The 15,681-nt window shown below is 74.0% G+C and carries 17 protein-coding genes; 11 read left to right on the top strand and 6 right to left on the bottom strand.

Annotation, left to right across the window (positions count from 1 at the left end):
* On the top strand, positions 1 to 666 hold a 666-nt coding region (locus tag ACI6PP_RS16810), incomplete at its 5' end, for a replicative DNA helicase (RefSeq protein WP_421112768.1).
* Positions 667 to 682: 16 nt separating this feature from the next.
* Here ACI6PP_RS16810 and ACI6PP_RS16805 read toward each other — a convergent pair.
* Complete coding sequence (locus tag ACI6PP_RS16805) at positions 683 to 1,870, bottom strand: PucR family transcriptional regulator (RefSeq protein ID WP_421112767.1); 1,188 nt, start codon at positions 1,868 to 1,870, stop codon at positions 683 to 685.
* A gap of 91 nt (positions 1,871 to 1,961) precedes the next feature.
* On the opposite strand from ACI6PP_RS16805, the gene ACI6PP_RS16800 reads away from it, so the two are divergent.
* Positions 1,962 to 3,611, top strand: a complete 1,650-nt coding sequence (locus ACI6PP_RS16800) for an FAD-binding dehydrogenase (RefSeq protein ID WP_421112766.1) — start codon at positions 1,962 to 1,964, stop codon at positions 3,609 to 3,611.
* A 34-nt stretch (positions 3,612 to 3,645) separates the two neighbouring features.
* Here ACI6PP_RS16800 and ACI6PP_RS16795 read toward each other — a convergent pair whose 3' ends face one another.
* The 3 genes from ACI6PP_RS16795 to ACI6PP_RS16785 all read right to left on the bottom strand — a co-directional run bounded on the left by ACI6PP_RS16795 (position 3,646) and on the right by ACI6PP_RS16785 (position 5,391).
* The gene (locus ACI6PP_RS16795) at positions 3,646 to 4,560 is read right to left on the bottom strand and encodes a TIGR01777 family oxidoreductase (RefSeq protein WP_421112765.1); all 915 of its coding nucleotides are present in this window, start codon (positions 4,558 to 4,560) and stop codon (positions 3,646 to 3,648) included.
* Positions 4,561 to 4,624: 64 nt separating this feature from the next.
* Complete coding sequence (locus ACI6PP_RS16790; protein ID WP_421112764.1) at positions 4,625 to 4,975, bottom strand: VOC family protein; 351 nt, start codon at positions 4,973 to 4,975, stop codon at positions 4,625 to 4,627.
* Between the two features lie 131 nt (positions 4,976 to 5,106).
* The gene (locus tag ACI6PP_RS16785; RefSeq protein ID WP_421112763.1) at positions 5,107 to 5,391 is read right to left on the bottom strand and encodes a putative quinol monooxygenase; all 285 of its coding nucleotides are present in this window, start codon (positions 5,389 to 5,391) and stop codon (positions 5,107 to 5,109) included.
* A gap of 78 nt (positions 5,392 to 5,469) precedes the next feature.
* Between ACI6PP_RS16785 and ACI6PP_RS16780 the strand changes: the two genes are divergently transcribed.
* Positions 5,470 to 5,607 carry a hypothetical protein gene (locus ACI6PP_RS16780; RefSeq protein WP_421112762.1) on the top strand — a complete coding sequence of 46 codons (138 nt, stop codon included), beginning with the start codon at positions 5,470 to 5,472 and terminating at the stop codon, positions 5,605 to 5,607.
* Here ACI6PP_RS16780 and ACI6PP_RS16775 read toward each other — a convergent pair.
* Positions 5,576 to 7,237 (bottom strand): bifunctional 3'-5' exonuclease/DNA polymerase, encoded by a 1,662-nt coding sequence (locus ACI6PP_RS16775; RefSeq protein ID WP_421112761.1) that lies wholly within the window; start codon positions 7,235 to 7,237, stop codon positions 5,576 to 5,578. The genes ACI6PP_RS16780 and ACI6PP_RS16775 overlap by 32 nt on opposite strands.
* Before the next feature lie 81 nt (positions 7,238 to 7,318).
* On the opposite strand from ACI6PP_RS16775, the gene ACI6PP_RS16770 reads away from it, so the two are divergent.
* From ACI6PP_RS16770 to ACI6PP_RS16755, 4 genes are all read left to right on the top strand, one after another.
* Complete coding sequence (locus ACI6PP_RS16770) at positions 7,319 to 7,852, top strand: GNAT family N-acetyltransferase (protein WP_421112760.1); 534 nt, start codon at positions 7,319 to 7,321, stop codon at positions 7,850 to 7,852.
* Between the two features lie 149 nt (positions 7,853 to 8,001).
* Entirely contained in the window at positions 8,002 to 8,619 is a 618-nt protein-coding gene (locus ACI6PP_RS16765) for a hypothetical protein (protein ID WP_421112759.1), read from the top strand.
* A gap of 139 nt (positions 8,620 to 8,758) precedes the next feature.
* A complete protein-coding gene (locus ACI6PP_RS16760) occupies positions 8,759 to 10,657 on the top strand; it encodes an FAD/NAD(P)-binding protein (protein ID WP_421112758.1) in 1,899 nt (632 codons plus the stop codon).
* A gap of 2 nt (positions 10,658 to 10,659) precedes the next feature.
* Positions 10,660 to 11,757, top strand: coding sequence for an LLM class flavin-dependent oxidoreductase (locus ACI6PP_RS16755; RefSeq protein ID WP_421112757.1), 1,098 nt, complete (start codon positions 10,660 to 10,662; stop codon positions 11,755 to 11,757).
* A 73-nt stretch (positions 11,758 to 11,830) separates the two neighbouring features.
* On the opposite strand, the gene ACI6PP_RS16750 is transcribed toward ACI6PP_RS16755, so the two are convergent.
* Complete coding sequence (locus ACI6PP_RS16750; protein WP_421112756.1) at positions 11,831 to 12,274, bottom strand: OsmC family peroxiredoxin; 444 nt, start codon at positions 12,272 to 12,274, stop codon at positions 11,831 to 11,833.
* 73 nt (positions 12,275 to 12,347) lie between these two features.
* On the opposite strand from ACI6PP_RS16750, the gene ACI6PP_RS16745 reads away from it, so the two are divergent.
* From ACI6PP_RS16745 to ACI6PP_RS16730, 4 genes are all read left to right on the top strand, one after another.
* Positions 12,348 to 12,815, top strand: a complete 468-nt coding sequence (locus tag ACI6PP_RS16745) for a MarR family winged helix-turn-helix transcriptional regulator (protein ID WP_421112755.1) — start codon at positions 12,348 to 12,350, stop codon at positions 12,813 to 12,815.
* A 113-nt stretch (positions 12,816 to 12,928) separates the two neighbouring features.
* Positions 12,929 to 13,594 carry an HAD family hydrolase gene (locus ACI6PP_RS16740; RefSeq protein WP_421112754.1) on the top strand — a complete coding sequence of 222 codons (666 nt, stop codon included), beginning with the start codon at positions 12,929 to 12,931 and terminating at the stop codon, positions 13,592 to 13,594.
* 29 nt (positions 13,595 to 13,623) lie between these two features.
* Positions 13,624 to 14,856 (top strand): sedoheptulose 7-phosphate cyclase, encoded by a 1,233-nt coding sequence (locus tag ACI6PP_RS16735; protein WP_421112753.1) that lies wholly within the window; start codon positions 13,624 to 13,626, stop codon positions 14,854 to 14,856.
* A gap of 4 nt (positions 14,857 to 14,860) precedes the next feature.
* Entirely contained in the window at positions 14,861 to 15,676 is an 816-nt protein-coding gene (locus ACI6PP_RS16730; RefSeq protein WP_421112752.1) for an O-methyltransferase, read from the top strand.
* Positions 15,677 to 15,681 lie beyond the last annotated feature (5 nt).

Genomic DNA, 15,681 nt, shown 5'->3' with positions numbered 1-15,681 from the left:
CGCTCGGCGGCGATCAAGCACGGCATGTGTGCGGCGGTGTTCTCCCTGGAGATGAGCCGCGTCGAGATCACGATGCGGCTGCTGAGCGCCGAGGCGCGGGTGTCGCTGCACGAGATGCGCTCGGGCCAGCTCGACGACGAGGCGTGGGCCAAGCTGGCCCGGCGGATGGGCGAGGTGTCCGAGGCGCCGTTGTTCATCGACGACTCGCCGAACATGACGATGATGGAGATCCGCGCCAAGGCGCGACGGCTCAAGCAGCGCCACGACCTCAAGCTGATCGTGCTGGACTACCTGCAGCTGATGACGTCGGGTCGCAAGGTCGAGTCCCGCCAGGTGGAGGTCTCGGAGTTCTCCCGGCAGATCAAGCTGCTGGCCAAGGAGCTCGAGGTCCCGATCATCGCGATCAGCCAGCTGAACCGTGGTTCGGAGCAGCGCACCGACAAGCGTCCGATGCTGTCGGACCTGCGTGAGTCGGGCTCGATCGAGCAGGACGCCGACATGGTGCTGCTGCTGCACCGCCCCGACATGTACGAGGACGAGTCCGAGCGACTCGGCGAGGCCGACTTCATCCTGGCCAAGAACCGCTCGGGTCAGCCCGGCACCTGCACCGTGACCTTCCAGGGTCACTACTCCCGCTTCACCGACATGGCCAAGGAGTTCGGCTGACGGGTGCCGCCGGCGTCTAGGGAAGGCGCCGGATCGTGTGGGCGGTGTGGAGCAGCAGCCGGTCCCACGGGTGGTCCAGGTCGCGGCCGGTGAGGGCGGCGAGGCGGCGGAGCCGGTGGCGCATGGTCTGGGGGTGCAGCCCGAGCGCCTGGGCGGCCTGCGTGGACGTGCCGTGCCGGGTGTGGGCCTCGAGCCCCTCGAGCACGTGCGCCTGGGCCGGTGCCAGCACCGGGCCGAGGACGGCCTGCACGATCTCGAGGGGGTCGACGGCGGGTCGACCACGCAGGTGGGCGATCGCGAGCGCGTCGGCCCGACCGAGCACCGGGGTCGTCGAGAGCGCCTCGGCCGGCGCGTGGAGCACGGCCGACGCGGCGAGGTCGAACGCACGCGGCAGCGTCTGGGGCGTGAGGTCGTCCACGACGCAGGCACGCCAGCGCCGGAACGTCAGCTCGGCCTCCAGGTCGGACGCGCCGGCGGCCAGGACGACCCCGGTGCCGCCGGCGGTCCCGTGCAGGGGGTCCTGCGTGACCTCGGCGTCAGCGCCCGTCCCGTGCGGCCGGGCGACGACGTGCGCGAGGTCGGCCACCTCGCCGGCGGTGGGGGCGGCACCGTCCGCGGTGACCACGACGACCAGCGTGAGGGGGTCGGGCACGGTGATCCCGAGCCGGCGGGTGCGGTCGGCCAGGGTCGCGGCCGTGGTCTGCCGGCCCGAGAGCAGGTCGGCGACCAGGCCGTCGAGGACGTGCTCGCGGTCGTGACGCAGCCGCTCGGTGGCCAGGGTGTAGCCCTCCAGCAGGGCCTGGGTCATGCTGTCCAGGCTGGCGAGCAGCAGGCGGCTCAGCGCCACGACGTCGTGGGTGTCGACCCGGTCGGCGTGCTCCAGGACGAGGTCGGCGGCCGCCGTCGAGGCGACGCGGTACGCCCGCAGGACGTCGAGCAGCGGGCGCCCGTCCGTCGCGCGGGCGACGCCGATGCCGTGCATGCGTCGCAGGTCGGGCTCCTCGAGCCGGCCCCCGGCGACCCACAGGCCGAGCAGCCGCTGGGTGGCCCAGTCGACGATGGCGCCGGCCTCGCGCAGCTGGACCTCCGGGAGGTCGCGGTAGGTCGGGATCTCGTCCTGGACGGCCTGCAGCAGCAGGCGGGTCGTCGCCGCCCGGTCGGCGAGCACCGCTGCGCTCGCCGCGGCACGTTCCTGGTGTCCCACCGGCCCTCCTTTGTCAGGCAGTGACAACGTCGGGTCGCAGTCTGGACGATCCTGCTGGTCGAGGGCCACGGTGGGGGTCGAGGATCGCGGCATGGACGCTGACGTGATCGTGGTGGGTGCCGGTCTGGCCGGGCTGGTGGCGACCGCCGAGCTGGCCGACGCCGGACGGCGGGTGCTGCTGCTCGACCAGGAGCCCGTGCAGAACCTCGGCGGGCAGGCCTTCTGGTCCTTCGGCGGGCTGTTCCTGGTGGACTCCCCCGAGCAGCGCCGGATGGGGATCAAGGACTCCCGCGCGCTCGCGATGCAGGACTGGCTGGGAACCGCCGGCTTCGACCGGCCCGAGGACGCGTGGCCGCGTCGCTGGGCCGAGGCGTACGTCGACTTCGCGGCCGGCGAGAAGCGCTCGTGGCTGCACGCGCAGGGCATGCGGTTCTTCCCCGTCGTCGGCTGGGCCGAGCGCGGGGGCTACGGAGCCATCGGCCACGGCAACTCGGTGCCGCGCTTCCACGTCACGTGGGGCACCGGCCCCGGCGTCGTGGAGCCCTTCGAGCGTCGGGTCCGCGACGCGGCGGCCCGCGGGCTGGTGACCTTCGGCTTCCGCCACCGGGTGGACGGCCTGACCGTGACCGACGGCGCCGTCACCGGGGTCACCGGCGCCGTGCTCGACGCGAGCGACGCGGCCCGCGGTGTGGCGACGTCACGCGTCGAGGTGGGTGAGTTCGACCTGTCGGCGCAGGCCGTGGTCGTCACCTCCGGCGGCATCGGTGCGAACCACGACCTCGTCCGACGCAACTGGCCCGAGCGCCTCGGCAGCCCGCCGGAGCACATGATCACCGGCGTGCCCGCCCACGTCGACGGTCGGATGCTGCAGATCAGCCAGGACGCCGGTGGCGCCGTGATCAACCCCGACCGGATGTGGCACTACGTCGAGGGCGTGAAGAACTGGGACCCGATCTGGGAGCGGCACGGCATCCGGATCCTGCCCGGGCCGTCGTCGATGTGGTTCGACGCGACCGGCAGGCGGCTGCCGGGCCCGCTGTGGCCGGGCTTCGACACCCTCGGCACCCTCGCCCACCTGCGCTCGACCGGTCACGACCACAGCTGGTTCGTGCTCACCCAGAAGGTGATCGAGAAGGAGTTCGCGCTGTCGGGCTCGGAGCAGAACCCCGACCTCACCGGCAGGAGCGTGCTGCAGACGCTCGGTCGCATCCGCCCCGGGGCACCCGCCCCCGTCGAGGCGTTCAAGCAGCACGGCGAGGACTTCGTCGTCGCCGACACCGTCGACGAGCTCGTCGCGGGCATGAACGCCCTCACCGACGAGCCGTTGATCGACGCGCGCAGCCTGCACGAGGAGCTGGTCGCACGCGACCGCGAGATCGAGAACCCGTTCGCCAAGGACGGCCAGGTGGCGGCGATCCACAACGCCCGGCGCTACCGGGGCGACCGTCTGGTGCGCACCGCGACGCCCCACCGCTTCCTGGACCCGTCGGCCGGGCCGCTGATCGCCGTCCGCCTGCACGTCATCACCCGCAAGACCCTCGGTGGCCTGCACACCGACCTCGACGGACGGGTGCTCGACGCCGCCGGCTCGCCCGTCACCGGCCTGTACGCCGCGGGCGAGGCCAGCGGCTTCGGCGGTGGCGGCGTCCACGGGTACCGCTCGCTCGAGGGCACCTTCCTCGGCGGCTGCCTGTTCTCCGGCCGCCAGGCCGGACGCGCCGTCGCGGCCGCGACGAGGTGAGCGGCCGGCGGCCGCCCCGTCGGCTCGGCCCCGACTAGCGTCGGCGCAGCAGGTCCTGCAGGGCGACCTCGAGGTCCGGGTGCTCGAACGTGAAGCCCGCCTCCTGCAACCGTGCGGGCACCGCCCGGCGGCCCGTGAGGGCCAGCGCCGGATCGGTCCGCAGGACGATCCCGCCCGCCCGGACCGCCCAGGCGGGGGTCGGCGGGGCAGCAGGCCGGCGCAGGACCCGACGCAGGATCCTCATCAGCTCGGCGTTGCGCACCGGATGCAACGACGTCGCGTGCAGCACGCCCGAGAGGCTCCCGGCCGCCCCGTCACCCTCCAGCGCCTGCACGGCGATGCTCAGCCAGTCGTCGACGTGGATCCAGCTGAACCACTGCCGGCCGGAGGCGATCCGACCCCCCAGGCCCCAGCGCACGACGCCGGTGAGCCGGTCCAGGGCCGGGGTGTCCCGATCGAGCACGATGCTCGTCCTCAGCACGACGACGCGCTCGGCGTCGACGCCGTCGGCGGCAGCCTCCCAGGCCCGGGCCACGCCGGCCATCTGGGGCGGCCCGTCCGCGGGCGGGGACTGCTCGGTCAGGACCGTCTCGTGGGCGTCGCCGTAGATGGCCAGCGTGCTGGCCTGCAGCCACACCGGCACCGGTCGGTCGAGCGTGGCCGCGGCGTCGGCGAGGGCGCGCGTGGGAGCGACGCGGGACTCCCGCAGCAGGGCGACGTTCGCGGCGGTCGGCCGCCGGTCCACCAGCTCGCCGGCGAGGTTGACCACGGCGCTGCCCGCGAGCTCGGACACCCACGGACCGGGCGTCGCGCCGTCCCACAGGACGGTGCGGTACGGCGACCGCTGCTCGCGACGGCTGAGGACGACCACCTCGTGCCCGCGCGCTGCGAGCGCACCCGACAACCGCCTGCCCAGGGAACCGGACCCGCCGGCCACGACCACCTTCATGCGACGACCCTAGGGGTGCCGCACCCGGCGAGGCGGTGCTGCCCCTGCAGGCCTCGATCGACCCTCAGGCGCCGAGGGTCTGACCCAGGACGACCGTGTTCCCGTCGGGATCCCTGAGCAGGGCGACGCGGAACTGGCCCGAGGGGACGGTCTCGGCCTGCGGCGCGTCGATCCCGCGCTCCCGGATCGCGGCGACCTCGGCGTCGACGTCGTCGACCCCGAGGGTGACGCTGCCGGAGCCGGCACGCTCGCCGTCGTCGACCAGCTGGACGCCACCTCCGCCCGGGACGTGCCACTCGACGTCGCTGGGCATGGGCACCTGGTCGGGCTCGCGGCCCCACAGCCGGGTCCACCACGTCCGGGACGCAGCGAGGTCACGGGCGGGGACGACGGCGAGGACGGTCGTGACGGTCATGGTTCTCCTTCGGTCGGGGCCGCGTCGCTGACGACGTGGGCTCGTACCGGTACCGACCGGGCGGGAGGCGGGCACTCATCGGGTCACCGGGCCCGTCGGCGGAGGCGTGCGCCGGTCCGCCCGCCCGCGTCTCAGTCGGGCAGTCCCTCGACCGTGTAGCGGCGCTCGATGCCCGCGGTCGCCCGGCCCCACTCGCTGGCGGCCACCCGCGCCTGGTGGGCGGCGAAGGAGGCGGCGTCGGCGAAGTGCTCCGCGACCGTCCAGACCAACGGGTCGGGCGTCGGCTCGACGTGGAACGACAGGCAGCCGGGCTCGGCCCGGGTCAGCGCGACGTGCTGCTCCAGGTGGCCGGCGACCACACGCGCCTCGTCCGGGTCGGCGCAGACGAGCCGGCCGGTGAGGTGGACGCCGCTCATGGCCGCATCGTAGGAGTGCGGGCACCTGAGGCGCCGGTCGACGGGCGGCCTCAGGGCCCACCCGGTAGACCTGTGCCCATGAAGCTGTTCAAGAGTGCTGCCGCGATCGGCCTGGCCAGGACGATCTACCGCGAGTCCCAGAAGCCGGAGAACCAGCGCCGCATCCGCGAGGCGGTGGACAAGGTCAAGACGAGGAAGGGCGGTCGGTCCCGCTGAGACCGGCCTTGCCGGCCTCGGCGTAGCTGCGCACCACGGCGGTCGTCAGGGGGAAGTCGACCGCCCGGTCGCCGAACAGCAGCCGGCCCGCCGCCTCGGCCGCCTCGGTGACCTGGGCGACGACGGCGTCGGCGAGGTGGGCGGGTGCGTGGACGACGACCTCGTCGTGCAGGAAGAAGACCAGGTGGGGTCGCTCGACCAGGGACCCGTCGCCCAGCGTCCACAGGCGGTTGCGGAGGTCGGCGATCCAGCACAGCGCCCACTCCGCGCCGGTGCCCTGCACGACGAAGTTGCGGGTGAAGCGCCCGACCGCGCGGCGGTCGCGGGCCAGGGCGTCGCGGTCGGCCTCGGGCACGTCGGGGTCGTCGACCGTCGACCGCCCCGGAACCGGTGACCCTCGTCCCAGCAGGGTGCGGACCGGCTCGCCGCGCTCCCCGGCGCGGGCGGCCTCCTCGACCAGGCCGAACGCCCGGGGGTAGCGGCGGGTGAGGCCGGCGACGAGGCGCCCGCTCTCGCCGCTGGTCGCCCCGTACATCGCGCCGAGCAGGCCCAGCTTGGCGTCGCCCCGGCTGGCGACGGCGCCGTCGCGGACCATCGCCTCGTAGAGGTCGGCACCGCGCGCCGACCGGGTCAGCGCGTCGTCGCGACTCATGCCGGCGAGCACCCGCGGCTCCAGCTGGGCGACGTCGGCCACCACCAGCACCCAGCCGTCGTCGGCGCGCGCGGCGGGCCGGATCTGGGCCGGGAACGACAGGGCCCCGCCGCCGTTGGACGACCAGCGTCCCGTGGACGACCCGGCGGGCTGGTACACCGGTCGGAAGCGGCCGTCGCGCACCCACCGGTCGCTCCAGTCCCACCCGTTGGTGGTGGCCAGCCGGACCAGCTGCTTGTACGCGAGCAACGGCTCGATCGCCGGGTGCCGGACCTCCTGCAGCGTCGACGCGCGGACGTCGGGGACCTCCACGCCGACGCGTCGCAGCGCCGCGAGCAGGTGGGGCCGTGAGTCGGGGTTGAGGCCGGGTGCGTCCAGGGCGGCCCGCAGCCGGTCCACGAGCGCCTCGAGCTTCGCCGGCCGCATGCCGCGGGGTGGGCGCGGGCCGAGCAGGTCGGCGAGGAGGCGGTCGTGGACCTCGGCCCGCCACGGCATCCCGGCGTGGGTCATCTCGGCTGCGGCCAGGGCCCCCGACGACTCCGCGGCCAGCAGCAGCGTGAGCCGTCCGGGCTCGGACGACCCCGAGACGGCCGCCAGCTGGCGGTCGTCCTCGAGGTCGGCGCGCAGGTACTCGGTGGACTCGTCGGCCACGAACAGGGCGGGCTCGGACGCACCGCCCGGTGGCAGCCGGTCCCAGGCGGGTGCCTCCTCGCCGTCGAGCGCCGCCCGGTCCACGGCCGGCGCCCGCAGGAGCAGCCGTCGCGTCAGGCGGAGGTCGTGGCAGCGCCGGACCCGCACCCCGGCGTCGAGCAGCGGCGGGTACCACCGGGCCGTGTCGTCCCAGACCCAGCGCGGGTCGTCGGCCTCGCGTTCGGCGACCCACGCGGGCACCTCGGCCGCGGCGATCGCGTGGGTCCCACCGTCGTCGACGACCGACACGCGCTCGCCGGGCAGCCGCGACAGCCGGACCCGGGTCACGCCCCCGACCCGTCGCCGTCCACGGACCGAACCTACGTCGCGCCCGCGGTCGGTGGCCCCGCGCCCGCCTAGGGTGAGGTGATGGACGAGCGCCGACCCCGGTCCGCGGACCGCGACGCCCCGCCGACCGTCCGGCTCCTGCCGATGACGTCGACGCAGTACGCGATCTTCCGCACGACGGCCGAGCGGTCGTACGCCGCCAACATCGCGCGGTCGGGCGCGATGGGCGAGCCGGAGGCCCGCGAGAGGGCCGACGCCGACTTCACCCGGCTCCTGCCCGACGGCCTGGACACCGCCGACCAGCTCCTGCTCACCGCGATGGACGGCGACGACGAGGTCGGGATGGTGTGGCTGGCGCTGACGGACCGCTCGGACGGCCTGCACGCCTTCGGCTACGACCTGCTGGTCCGCGAGGACCTCCGTCGCCGCGGCTACGGCCGGGCGATCCTGGAGGCGGCCGAGGCCGAGTGCGTGCGTCGGGGCGTCGTGTCCGTCGGTCTCTCGGTGTTCGGCTTCAACGACCCGGCGCGGTCCCTCTACGAGCAGGTGGGCTTCGAGGTGGCGGCGATCCAGATGACCAAGCGGCTCGGTCCCTCGGCCGACCGCGACGCCTGACTCCCGGTGGACGGCACTGCCTTCGTCGTCTGGGGCCTGGCCATCGGCGTCACGTCGTCGATCGGTCGCGTTCGCCGGACGTCGGGTGGCCCCGCGGCCTAGGGTCGGCTCTCACGATCGAGATGGGGGACGAGATGCGGCGATGGGGTGTGGCGGTCCTGACCGCCCTGGTGCTGGTGGCGGTGGCCGGGTCTCCGGCGCAGGCGCAGACCAAGGTGCGCAAGGACAAGGTGGGTGAGCGCGGCATCGGCGCCACCTGGGACCTGCGCTCGGTCAAGGTGCAGAACACCTCGCGCCGGTTCGCGCTGACGGTGCGCGTCGGCGACGTGCGTCGTGGTCGCACCGCGGTCACGTCGGCCATCGTGCCGGCCAAGGACGTGACGTCCGACCCGACCAAGGTCCGCAACTACTCGCTCAGCACCCTGCCCGGACCGAGGGGACGCTGGGTGACCGACCTGGCGCTCTTCGACGAGACCGCGGAGCAGTCCGACCCCACCATCACGTGCCGGGGCCTCAAGACCACCGCCGACGAGGGCCGCCGCGGGTTCGTCCGCGTCGTGGTGCCCCAGCGGTGCTTCGGCGCCGACCGGGGGCGGATGCTCACCTTCGCCTCCACCTACGACACGGTCGTGACCACCGAGGCCGACGGCATGCGGCACGCCGCCCGTCAGGTGGCTGCCGCGCGGCGAGGCGACGGCGTGGTCCCCGACGACCAGCTGTTCGACTCGCTCACGAGCGACGGGATCACCACCCGCCGGGGTCGCTGACCGACGATCCGGAGGGTTGACGGGGTTCCCGGCGCCGAGAACCCCGCGAACCCATCGGATCGCGGACGGAGGGGGACACCGGCCGTCTCACCTGGCGACTCAGTCCAGCGACTTGCTCGAGTTTGCCTAGGCTGGAGCCATGGCCGCCGACACCCCGCACGCCCCCCGCCGGGTGGTGCTGGTGGGCGCGGGGCCACGGAGCCTGGTGCTGCTGGGACGGATCGCGGCGCACGCGGCGTCGACGACCACGCCGTTCGAGGTGCACCTGGTCGACCCGCACCCGAAGGGTGCCGGACGGATCTGGCGGGACGATCAGTCCGACCTGCTGCGGCTCAACACCACCGCCGAGGACCTCACCGTCCACACCGACGGCGACGCGGGCCCGTCGCTCGCCGACTGGCTGACGCTGCTGCGTCCCGGCGACCTGGGTGACGACGCCCTGGAGGCCGAGGCCCGCGAGATCGGCCGTCTCGAGTTCCCCACCCGCCGGCTCTCGGCGGCCTACTTCGACCGGACGTACCGACGGGCGGTCGAGAGCCTGCCGGCGCACGTCCGCGTCGTCGAGCACGCGCAGAAGGCCGTCGACGTGCGCGACCAGGACGGCCGGCGCAGCGTCGTGCTCGCCGACGGGACGAGCCTGGACGCGGCCGCAGTCGTCCTGCTGACCAGCCACGTCGACCAGGAGCCCACCGCCGAGGCGGGCCGGCTCGCCCATGAGATCGAGGCCGGCGGCGGCGTGTTCGTCGGGCCCGGGTACGGCGCCGACCTGGACCTGTCGTCGGTGCCGGCGGGCGAGGACGTCGTGGTGCGCGGGCTCGGCCTCGGCTTCGTCGACGTGATGGTGCTGCTCACCGAGGGGCGCGGCGGCGCGTTCCACCGCACCGGCACCGGCGACCGCCTGCGCTACGAGCCGTCGGGACGTGAGCCGCACCTGCTCGTCGGGTCGCGTCGCGGCGTCCCGTTCCACTGCAAGCCGATGTACCGCCTCGTCGCCGGGCTCCCCGACGGCCCGCGCTTCCTGACCCCCGACGTCGTCGCCGGGCTGGTCGCCGAGCACGACCGGCTCGACCTCGCCGAGCACGTCTGGCCGCTGGTCGAGCGCGAGCTCACCTGGTCGTACTACCGCGAGCTCGCCCTCGGCCACCCCGACCGCGTGGCCGTCGCGTGGGCCGACCTCGACGCCGCGCTCGAGCACGAGCCGTTCGGCAGCACCGCGCTCGAGGACCTGCTCGCGTGGGCCGTGCCCGACCCCGACGACCGGCTCGACCTGCGCGCCGACGACCGTCCGCTCGCGGGGCTGAGGCTGCCCGACGTCGAGGCGCTCGGCGAGCACGTCGCCGCCCGGGTGCGCGCGGACGTCGACCGCCGCACCGATCCCCGTCACAGCGCCGACCTCGGGCTGTTCCACGGGCTTCTGCGCACCCTGGGCGCGCTCGGGCCGGTGCTCGCGTCGCCCACCACGAGCGTCTCCTCGCGGCTGCGCGACTTCGACCAGCGCTGGTTCGGCTTCTTCAGCTACTACGCGAGCGGGCCTCCGCCCGACCGGCTCGAGCAGCTGCTCGCCCTGCACGAGGCCGGCATCGTCGACTTCCTCGGCGCGGGGCTCGAGGTGGACGTCGACCCCGACACCCACGAGGTCGTCGCCACCTCGCGCACCATTCCGGGGGAGGTGCGCGCGCGGGCCCTCGTCGAGGCCACGGTGCCCGCGCCCGACGTCACCCGCACCCGTGACGTGATGCTCGCCGCGCTGCGCGACCGGGGCGACCTGCAGGCCCAGCGTCTCGTCGCCGACGACGGGTCCGAGGTCCCCACCGGTCGCGTCGTGGTCGACGCCGGCGCGCACGTCGTCGACGCTGATGGCGCCGCGCACCCCTGGCTGCTCGCCCTCGGCATGCACACCACCGCCCCGGTGGCGGCCTTCGCCCGACCGGGGTCGAACGGCCCGGTCCACCGCCAGGCCGACGTCGTCGCCCGCGACGTCGTCGCGCTCGCCACCGCCGCGCGTCCCGCGCCGGTCACCACCACGAAGAGGTCCTAGAGATGCCGATCGAGTTCCTGGGCATGGGTGCCACCAACGACGGCTCGGAGACGAACCCGCGCAGCGGCGGCAGCTTCGATCCGGCCTACACGATCGCGCTCGCCCGCGCGCACGAGGAGCACGGCTGGGACCGCGTGCTCACCGCGTACGGCTCGGGCTCGCCCGACCCGGCGCAGGCCGCGGCCTGGATCGCCGCGCACACCGAGACGCTTCAGGTGCTCGTCGCGCACCGGCCCAACCTGTCGATCCCGACGTTCGCCGCCAAGACGTTCGCCACGCTCGACCACGCGTCGGCCGGCCGCATGCAGGTGCACGTCATCACCGGCGGCAGCGACCACGAGCAGCGGCGCGAGGGCGACGTCCTGACCAAGGACGAGCGCTACGGCCGCACCGGCGAGTACATCCAGATCCTCAAGCGGGCCTGGACCGAGCACGAGCCGTTCGACTTCGACGGCGAGCACTACCGGTTCGCCGACTTCGTCTCCGACGTGTTCCCGGTGCAGCAGCCGCGTCCGCGGATCTCGTTCGGCGGCTCGTCCGACGCCGCCTACGCGATCGGCACCGCCGAGGCCGACGTGTTCTGCCTGTGGGGCGAGCCGCTGGCCGACACCGCCGAGCAGATCGCCCGCGTGCGCGCCGAGGCCGAGGCGTCCGGGCGCCCCGACCAGCCGCGCATCCAGGTCGCGTTCCGCCCGATCATCGCCCCGACGCAGGACGAGGCCTGGGACAAGGCGCACCGCGTCGTCAGCCGGATCGAGGACCGCAAGGCCGGCGGGCAGCGCTACCGCCGCGGCGACGAGTCCGCGCCGCAGAACACCGGCTCGCAGCGGCTGCTCGAGATCGCCGAGCGCGGCGACGTCCACGACACGATCCTGTACTCCGGCACCGCCAAGGCCACCGGCGGCGCCGGCAACTCCAACGCGCTCGTCGGCACGCCCCAGCAGGTCGCCGACGCGCTCCTGGCGTACGTCGACCTCGGCGTCGACATCCTGTCGGCCCGCGGCTACGACACGCTGCAGGACGCGATCGACTTCGGCGACGAGGTCATCCCGATCGTCCGCGAGGCGGTGGCCTCGCGCGAGTCGCCCGTCCACGCCTGACCGGGCACGTGGAAGGGACCCGCCGCCACGCGCGACCGCGTGACGACGGGCCCCGGTCTGTGAGGGGTGCCGCTCAGCTCTCGAGCGCGGCGTCGAGGGTGATGTCGACCCCGGTGAGCGCCTTGCTGATCGGGCAGCCGGCCTTGGCCTTCTCGGCCGCCTCGACGAAGCCGGCCTCGTCCAGGCCCTCGACCTCGCCACGCACGGTGAGCGCGATGCCGGTGAGGCGGAAGCCGCCGTCGGCCTTGTCCGGGCCGAGCGAGACGTCGGCGGAGACCTCGAGCGACTGCGGGGTGCCGCCGGCCTCGGCGATGAGGGCCGAGAGCTGCATCGCGTAGCAGGACGAGTGGGCCGCGGCGACGAGCTCCTCGGGGCTGGTCGTGCCGGCGGCGTCGTCGGCCGCGCGCTTGGGGAACGAGACGTCGTAGGTGCCGACCTTGGAGCTGGACAGCTCGACCTGGCCGGCGCCGGCCTCGAGGGTGCCGTTCCAGGCGGTGCGTGCGGTACGAGTGGGCATGAGGGCCTCCAGGGAGAGAGAATGTCTTGTGCACAAGATATCACCTCGGCCGGGCCGCGATAGCGTGGGGGCCGTGACCATCGAGGGGCCGCCCGACCAGACCATCACCGGCGTCGACGCGCTGCTGTGCTTCGACCTGTACGCGGCGTCGCGCGCCGTCACGGCCGCGTACCGGTCCGTCCTGGCCGAGACGGGCCTGACCTACCCGCAGTACCTGGTGCTGACGGTGCTGTGGTCGGACCCGACCTGCACGGTCCGCCAGCTCGCCGACCGCCTCCAGCTCGACCACGCCACCCTCACCCCGCTGCTGCGGCGGATGGAGCAGACGGGCCTGGTCGTCCGCCGACGCGGCGACGTCGACGGCCGCACCGTCGTGGTGTCGCTGGGCGAGGCGGGGGAGGAGCTGCGTCCCCACGGGGCCCGGATCCAGGCCGAGATGACCGACGCCATGGGTCTCAGCAGGGACCAGGTGGCGACGCTGCGCGGGATCCTGCGGCCCCTGATGGAGAACCTCGGGCGCCCGCGCACCCCGCCCGTCTGAGCCGAGCCCGACCGGGGGAGCGAACCTACGCACGTGCTTCGGCGCGGGGGCGGGGGGGCCGAGACGATCGAAGGCCCGAAGGTCTTCACACCCCCCGAGAACGAGGCACCCACGTGACCGCACTGCTGTTCGGCTCCATCAGCACCCTCGCCGACACCTCCGAGCTCCAGCGAGAGTCCTTCAACGAGGCGTTCGCCGCCCACGGACTGGACTGGACCTGGGACCGCGACGACTACGTCCAGATGCTCCGCGGCAACGGCGGCGCCGACCGCATCAGCGCCTACGCCGCCGAGCGCGGCCAGGACGTCGACGCCGCGGCCGTCCACCAGAGCAAGTCCGAGATCTTCCAGCGCCGGCTCGCCGAGTCGGGCAGCACCGCGCGCCCCGGCGTCGTCGAGTCGCTCAGGGCCGCCAAGGACGAGGGCGCGAAGATCGCCCTCGTCACCACCACGTCCCCCGAGAACGTCGAGGCCCTCCTCGCGTCGCTGCCCGACCTGACGCGCGACGACTTCGACCTCGTCGTCGACTCCTCGGTGGTCGGGGAGTCCAAGCCCGACCCCGCCTCGTACCTGTACGCGCTCGAGCAGCTCGGCGAGACAGCCGACGGCGCCGTCGCCGTCGAGGACAACGTCGGAGGCGTCCAGGCGGCCCAGGCCGCCGGCGTCAGCTGCGTGGCGTTCCCCAACGCCAACACCGCCTCGCACGACTTCGGCGAGGCCGCGAGCGTCGTCGACCACCTCGACCCCGCCGCCCTGTCGCCGTCCGGCCGCGCCGCCTGACCGGCCCCCTCGACCCCCAAGGAGCACGCATGAACCAGCCCCCCGCCACCGTCACGCGCACCGACGGCGGCTTCCACGTCGAGGCCTACGAGAAGATCGAGTACAGCCTCGTCCCGGTCGACGGCGTGTTCGCGCCGCAGAACACCCAGCTCGCCGACAGCTACCGCCCGTTCGGCCGCTGCCTGGCCGTCGTCGACGAGAACGTGCTGACGATCCACGAGGACGCCATCCGCGCGTACTTCGAGCAGCACGGCCTGTCGCTGACGATCGTCCCGGTGGCCATCACCGAGAAGGACAAGACGCTCGGCACGCTCGAGATGATCGTCGACGCGATCTCCGCGTTCGGGCTGCTCCGCACCGAGCCCGTGCTCGTGGTGGGCGGCGGCCTGGTGACCGACGTCGCCGGGTTCGCGTGCGCGTCCTACAAGCGCTCGACGCCGTACATCCGCATCCCCACCACGCTGATCGGCCTGATCGACGCGAGCGTGTCGATCAAGGTGGCGGTCAACCACGGCAAGGCCAAGAACCGCCTCGGCGCCTACCACGCGTCGTCCACGGTGTTCCTGGACTTCTCCTTCCTGGCCTCGCTCGGCGAGGACCAGGTGCGCAACGGCATGGCCGAGCTGATCAAGATCGCCGTGGTCGCCAACCGCACCGTGTTCGACCTGCTGGACGAGCACGGCGAGGAGCTGCTGGCCACCCGCTTCGGCCACCTCGGCGGCAGCGAGGAGATCCGCAAGATCGCCGACCAGGTCACCGACGACGCGATCCACACCATGCTGCGGTTGGAGGTGCCCAACCTGGCCGAGCTCGACCTCGACCGCGTCATCGCCTTCGGCCACACGTGGAGCCCGACGCTCGAGCTGACGCCCGAGGTGCCGTACTTCCACGGACACGCGATCAGCGTCGACATGGCCTACTCCACCACGCTCGCGGCCTCGCGCGGCTACATCTCCGAGGACGACCGCGACCGCGTCCTGGCGCTGTTCAGCCGGCTCGGACTGACGCTCGACAGCCCGTACCTCACCGCGGACCTGCTGCGGGACTCGACGGCGTCGATCCTGCAGACGCGCAACGGCCTGCTCCGCGCGGCCGCGCCGCAGCCGCTCGGCGAGTGCGTGTTCATGAACGACGTCGACGACGCCGAGCTGGAGTCCGCGCTCACGCTGCACCGTGAGCTGGCTGCGGCCCTGCCCCGCGGGGGAGAGGGCGTCGACGCGTTCATGCGTCCCCGCACCGCCCCCGTCGTCGCGGCGCCGTGAGCCGATGACGTCGACGAGCAGCGCGCCGGCCGCGCTGCGTCCGGTGACCCCGCACGGGATCCTGGCGCAGCGCCTCGACGACCTGTGCCGTCGCCTGGACGAGGGCGACGACACGGGTCTGCGTGACGAGCTGCGCTCGGTCCGGGACCTCGCCGTGGGGCTCGACCCGTACGTGGCCGAGCACACCACCCCGGAGTCGTCGGACCTCGCGCACCTCGCCGCCCGCACGGCGGCCGCGCCGTGGGCCGGCACGCTGGAGGCCGAGATGCTGTCGGGCCACGTCGAGGGGCGGTTCCTGTCCTTCCTCGTGACGGCCACCCGCGCCACGCGCGTGCTCGACGTCGGCATGTTCACCGGGTACTCCTCGCTCGCGATGGCCGAGTCGCTCCCCGCGGGCGGCGAGGTCGTCGCGTGCGAGCTGGACCCGGAGGTGGCGGCGTTCGCGCAGGAGTCGTTCGACGCCGCCGCCTGCGGCGGACGCATCGACGTCCGGGTGGGTCCGGCCGCGCAGACCCTCGCGGCGCTCGTCGAGGAGGGCCGGACGTTCGACCTCGTGTTCGTCGACGCCGACAAGGCCGGCTACACCGGCTACCTGGAGGCCGTCCTCGGCGGCGGGCTGCTCGCCGACGGCGGGCTCGTCGCCGTCGACAACACCCTCATGCAGGGTCAGCCGTGGACCGGTGACCCCACCCCCAACGGCGACGCGATCGCCGCCTTCAACCGCCAGGTCACCGACGACCCCCGGGTCGAGCAGGTCGTCGTCCCGCTGAGGGACGGCATCACGCTCGTGCGCCGCGTCGACGACCCGCACCACCCCTAGGAGCA

The sequence above is a fragment of the Solicola agrisoli genome (genome assembly GCF_049059935.1).
Taxonomy (GTDB): Bacteria; Actinomycetota; Actinomycetes; order Propionibacteriales; family Nocardioidaceae; genus JAURVT01.
Note: the sequence above shows the minus strand (reverse complement) of the source record. Positions and strands in the feature narration are given on the sequence as shown.

Coding starts and splice junctions, on each gene's coding strand:
- ACI6PP_RS16790 (WP_421112764.1), bottom strand. CDS start 4,975: ATGACCGTCACGACCGTCCTCGCCGTCGTCCCCGCCCGTGACCTCGCT.
- ACI6PP_RS16750 (WP_421112756.1), bottom strand. CDS start 12,274: ATGCCCACTCGTACCGCACGCACCGCCTGGAACGGCACCCTCGAGGCC.
- ACI6PP_RS16795 (WP_421112765.1), bottom strand. CDS start 4,560: ATGAAGGTGGTCGTGGCCGGCGGGTCCGGTTCCCTGGGCAGGCGGTTG.
- ACI6PP_RS16770 (WP_421112760.1), top strand. CDS start 7,319: ATGGACGAGCGCCGACCCCGGTCCGCGGACCGCGACGCCCCGCCGACC.
- ACI6PP_RS16755 (WP_421112757.1), top strand. CDS start 10,660: ATGCCGATCGAGTTCCTGGGCATGGGTGCCACCAACGACGGCTCGGAG.
- ACI6PP_RS16735 (WP_421112753.1), top strand. CDS start 13,624: ATGAACCAGCCCCCCGCCACCGTCACGCGCACCGACGGCGGCTTCCAC.
- ACI6PP_RS16760 (WP_421112758.1), top strand. CDS start 8,759: ATGGCCGCCGACACCCCGCACGCCCCCCGCCGGGTGGTGCTGGTGGGC.
- ACI6PP_RS16800 (WP_421112766.1), top strand. CDS start 1,962: ATGGACGCTGACGTGATCGTGGTGGGTGCCGGTCTGGCCGGGCTGGTG.
- ACI6PP_RS16730 (WP_421112752.1), top strand. CDS start 14,861: ATGACGTCGACGAGCAGCGCGCCGGCCGCGCTGCGTCCGGTGACCCCG.
- ACI6PP_RS16785 (WP_421112763.1), bottom strand. CDS start 5,391: ATGAGCGGCGTCCACCTCACCGGCCGGCTCGTCTGCGCCGACCCGGAC.
- ACI6PP_RS16780 (WP_421112762.1), top strand. CDS start 5,470: ATGAAGCTGTTCAAGAGTGCTGCCGCGATCGGCCTGGCCAGGACGATC.